Here is a 3,550-nt window from a genome sequence, read left to right as displayed (position 1 = left end):
AAAAAAAATAGAGTTTCTAGGTCAAATTTAAAAATCCAATTGGACTTGTGCTTACAAAATTTATTCCTTTGACAAAAGGCGTTACATCTCAAATATCAAGTTGCGGCAAGAAGTAGGAAATTGTAACTAAGCTCTTTTTTTATCTATCCGTCTATTATTTAATCTTGAAAAATAATTCATAATTCATAACTCATAATTCAAAACTTTGTTTACTTTTGCAGCCTTAACGAGAGGAGGTGTCTATATTATGTTAATTATACCAATTAAAGACGGAGAAAATATCGATAGAGCATTAAAGCGCTATAAAAGAAAATTTGACAAAACAGGAACTGTTCGTCAACTAAGAGCACGTACTGCTTTTATAAAACCATCAGTTACCAATAGAGCAAAAATTCAAAAAGCTGCTTATATCCAGAATATGAGAGACAACATAGAGAATAGTTAATTATTTTCTATCAAAATAAAACGCCGTTAGTCATTAAAGTTTAATACCTTTGATACTAACGGTTTTTTTTATGACTAATAATAAGGACGCATTTAGGAATTATCTACAATTGGAGAAAAAATATTCTCCACATACCATAAATGCGTATTTGGATGATATTGCATTCTTCGAGTCATTCAATAAAAATCAATTCAATGAAGAAAATATAGAGCAGGTAAACTACAGCCAAATCAGAACTTGGATAGTTTCGCTTGTAGATTACGGTATGTCAAATGTTTCGGTGAATAGAAAAATACAATCTTTAAAAGCCTTTTACAAATTTATTTTAAAAACCAAGCAAATAGAAGTTAGTCCACTCCTTAAACATAAAGCATTAAAAACTCCTAAAACGCTTCAAATTCCTTTTTCCGAAAAAGAAGTTGCCGAGGTTTTAAATCAAATTTCAAATCCAGTAGGTTTCGAAGCGATAAGAGATAAACTAATAATTGACTTATTTTACACAACCGGAATTCGAAGAACCGAGTTAATTCATTTAAAAATTTACAACGTCAATCTGTCTAATAATACAATAAAAGTTCTTGGCAAAAGAAATAAGGAGCGTATTCTTCCGCTTTTGCCGATTGTTATAAATGAGTTAAAAATATATTTAAACGAAAGAACACATTTAGAGAAGGTTACAGATAACGACCATTTTTTTCTCACAAAAAGAGGGTTAAAGTTGAACGATTCCTTTGTTTATCGATTAATTAATTCGTACTTTAGTACAGTCTCCGAGAAAGTAAAAAAGAGTCCACATATATTAAGACACACATTTGCGACACACTTATTAAATAACGGAGCCGATTTAAATTCAGTAAAAGAATTATTGGGACATTCAAGTTTGGCCTCGACACAAATTTATACTCATAGTAGTTTATCAGAGTTAAAAAAAGTTTATGAAGAGTCTCATCCTAGAAATCAAAAATAATTCGAATATGTTTAACCAATAAAAATTTTGATTATGAAGGTAAATGTTCATGCTGTTAACTTTACAGTTGACGGAAAGCTAGTGGGTTTTATTCAGGAAAGAATGGATAGACTAGAAAAGTATTATGACAAGGTGGTTTCGTCTGATGTTTTTTTGAAAGTAGAAAAGACAAGTGATAAGGAAAACAAAATTGCAGAGATAAAGGTTCATGTTCCCGGAGATGAATTCATTGTAAAAAAGCAATGCAAAACTTTTGAAGAAGCAGTAGAGCAATCGGCAGAATCACTAGAGCGTATGTTGGTAAAAAGAAAAGAAAAAATCAAATCAAATATTTAATATAAATTTTCATTAAAAAAAGTTTGATTAAAAAACAAAAAGATATACATTTGCAGTCCGTTAGAAATAGCGGACTTTTTTTATTGATTTTGCCAGCGTAGCTCAGTTGGCTAGAGCAGCTGATTTGTAATCAGCAGGTCGTGGGTTCGAGTCCCTCCGCCGGCTCTTTTTTATTCCAAATGCGATTTGGAATTTGTTCTTTAGATTATTGGAATATAAAAAAATGGGGAGATACTCAAGCGGCCAACGAGGGCAGACTGTAAATCTGCTGTGTGAACTTCGCAGGTTCGAATCCTGCTCTCCCCACTAGAATGAATTTTAGATTGCAGATTTTAGATTGTAGATTACGAAAATCTAAAATCAGAAATCTAAACTCTTAAATCAAGGATTCTGCCGACTTAGCTCAGGGGTAGAGTGCTTCCTTGGTAAGGAAGAGGTCACGGGTTCAATTCCCGTAGTTGGCTCAAAGAAAGTATAAAATTGAACACTAATAAATTAATAAAGATTAAAAACTAAGTAAAATGGCAAAAGAAACCTTTAACCGTTCGAAACCACACTTAAATATTGGTACGATCGGACACGTGGATCACGGAAAAACAACTTTAACTGCAGCAATAACTAAAGTGTTATCTGATGCTGGTTACTGTCAAGCAAAATCATTTGATCAAATTGATAATGCTCCAGAAGAAAAAGAAAGAGGTATTACAATTAATACATCTCACGTTGAATACGAAACTGCTAACCGTCACTACGCACACGTTGACTGTCCTGGTCACGCGGATTACGTAAAAAATATGGTTACAGGTGCTGCTCAAATGGATGGTGCTATTCTTGTTGTTGCTGCTACTGATGGACCAATGCCACAAACACGTGAGCACATCTTGTTAGGTCGTCAAGTTGGTATTCCTAGAATGGTTGTATTCATGAACAAAGTGGATATGGTTGATGATGAAGAATTATTGGAACTTGTTGAAATGGAAATTAGAGATTTATTGTCTTTCTACGAATATGATGGAGACAATTGTCCTGTAGTTCAAGGTTCTGCTTTAGGTGGTTTGAATAATGATCCAGTTTGGGTTCCTAAAATTATTGAATTAATGGAGGCTGTTGATGCTTGGATTGAAGAGCCAGTACGTGATACAGAGAAACCATTCTTGATGCCAGTTGAAGATGTATTTACAATTACAGGTCGTGGAACTGTAGCTACAGGTCGTATCGAAACAGGTATTGCTAATACAGGAGATGCTGTTGAAATCATTGGTATGGGAGCTGAAAAATTGACTTCTACTATTACAGGAGTTGAAATGTTCCGTAAAATCCTTGATAGAGGTGAGGCAGGAGATAATGTTGGTTTACTTTTAAGAGGTATTGATAAAGCTGATATTAAAAGAGGAATGGTTATCATTAAACCAGGGTCAGTAAAACCACACAATCACTTCAAAGCTGAGGTGTATATCTTGAAAAAAGAAGAAGGTGGTCGTCATACTCCATTCCATAATAACTACCGTCCACAGTTTTACGTACGTACAACTGATGTAACAGGAGTTATTACTTTACCAGCTGGAGTAGAGATGGTAATGCCAGGAGATAACTTAACTATTGAAGTTGCTTTGTTAAGCCCAATTGCTATGAATGTAGGTTTACGTTTTGCTATCCGCGAAGGTGGTAGAACTGTTGGAGCAGGTCAGGTTACTGAAATACTATAGTATAAATTAATAATGTTTATAAGACCAGTAACACCTGTGGGTGTTACTGGTTTTTAACGAACGGACGTAGTTCAAGGGTAGAATAGCGGTCTCCAA

At 34.1% G+C, this 3,550-nt stretch carries 4 protein-coding genes and 3 tRNA genes; all 7 read left to right on the top strand.

From position 1 onward, the window contains the following. The first annotated feature begins 247 nt into the window (after window positions 1-247). The gene (rpsU, locus tag PHC28_RS17075) at window positions 248-445 is read left to right on the top strand and encodes a 30S ribosomal protein S21 (RefSeq protein WP_073370216.1); all 198 of its coding nucleotides are present in this window, start codon (window positions 248-250) and stop codon (window positions 443-445) included. Between the two features lie 70 nt (window positions 446-515). After that, a complete protein-coding gene (locus tag PHC28_RS17070) occupies window positions 516-1,412 on the top strand; it encodes a tyrosine-type recombinase/integrase (RefSeq protein WP_300103405.1) in 897 nt (298 codons plus the stop codon). 33 nt (window positions 1,413-1,445) lie between these two features. After that, the gene (raiA, locus tag PHC28_RS17065; RefSeq protein WP_300103403.1) at window positions 1,446-1,748 is read left to right on the top strand and encodes a ribosome-associated translation inhibitor RaiA; all 303 of its coding nucleotides are present in this window, start codon (window positions 1,446-1,448) and stop codon (window positions 1,746-1,748) included. Window positions 1,749-1,839: 91 nt separating this feature from the next. After that, window positions 1,840-1,913 (top strand) — tRNA-Thr (locus tag PHC28_RS17060). A 60-nt stretch (window positions 1,914-1,973) separates the two neighbouring features. Then, window positions 1,974-2,054 (top strand) — tRNA-Tyr (locus PHC28_RS17055). An 86-nt stretch (window positions 2,055-2,140) separates the two neighbouring features. Next, window positions 2,141-2,212 (top strand) — tRNA-Thr (locus PHC28_RS17050). A 57-nt stretch (window positions 2,213-2,269) separates the two neighbouring features. Beyond that, window positions 2,270-3,454, top strand: a complete 1,185-nt coding sequence (gene tuf, locus PHC28_RS17045; RefSeq protein WP_300103401.1) for an elongation factor Tu — start codon at window positions 2,270-2,272, stop codon at window positions 3,452-3,454. The last annotated feature ends 96 nt before the right edge of the window (window positions 3,455-3,550 follow it).

Origin of the sequence: Flavobacterium sp. (assembly GCF_028712645.1) — a bacterium.
In the GTDB taxonomy this organism is placed as follows: Bacteria; Bacteroidota; Bacteroidia; order Flavobacteriales; family Flavobacteriaceae; genus Flavobacterium.
Note: the sequence above shows the minus strand (reverse complement) of the source record. Positions and strands in the feature narration are given on the sequence as shown.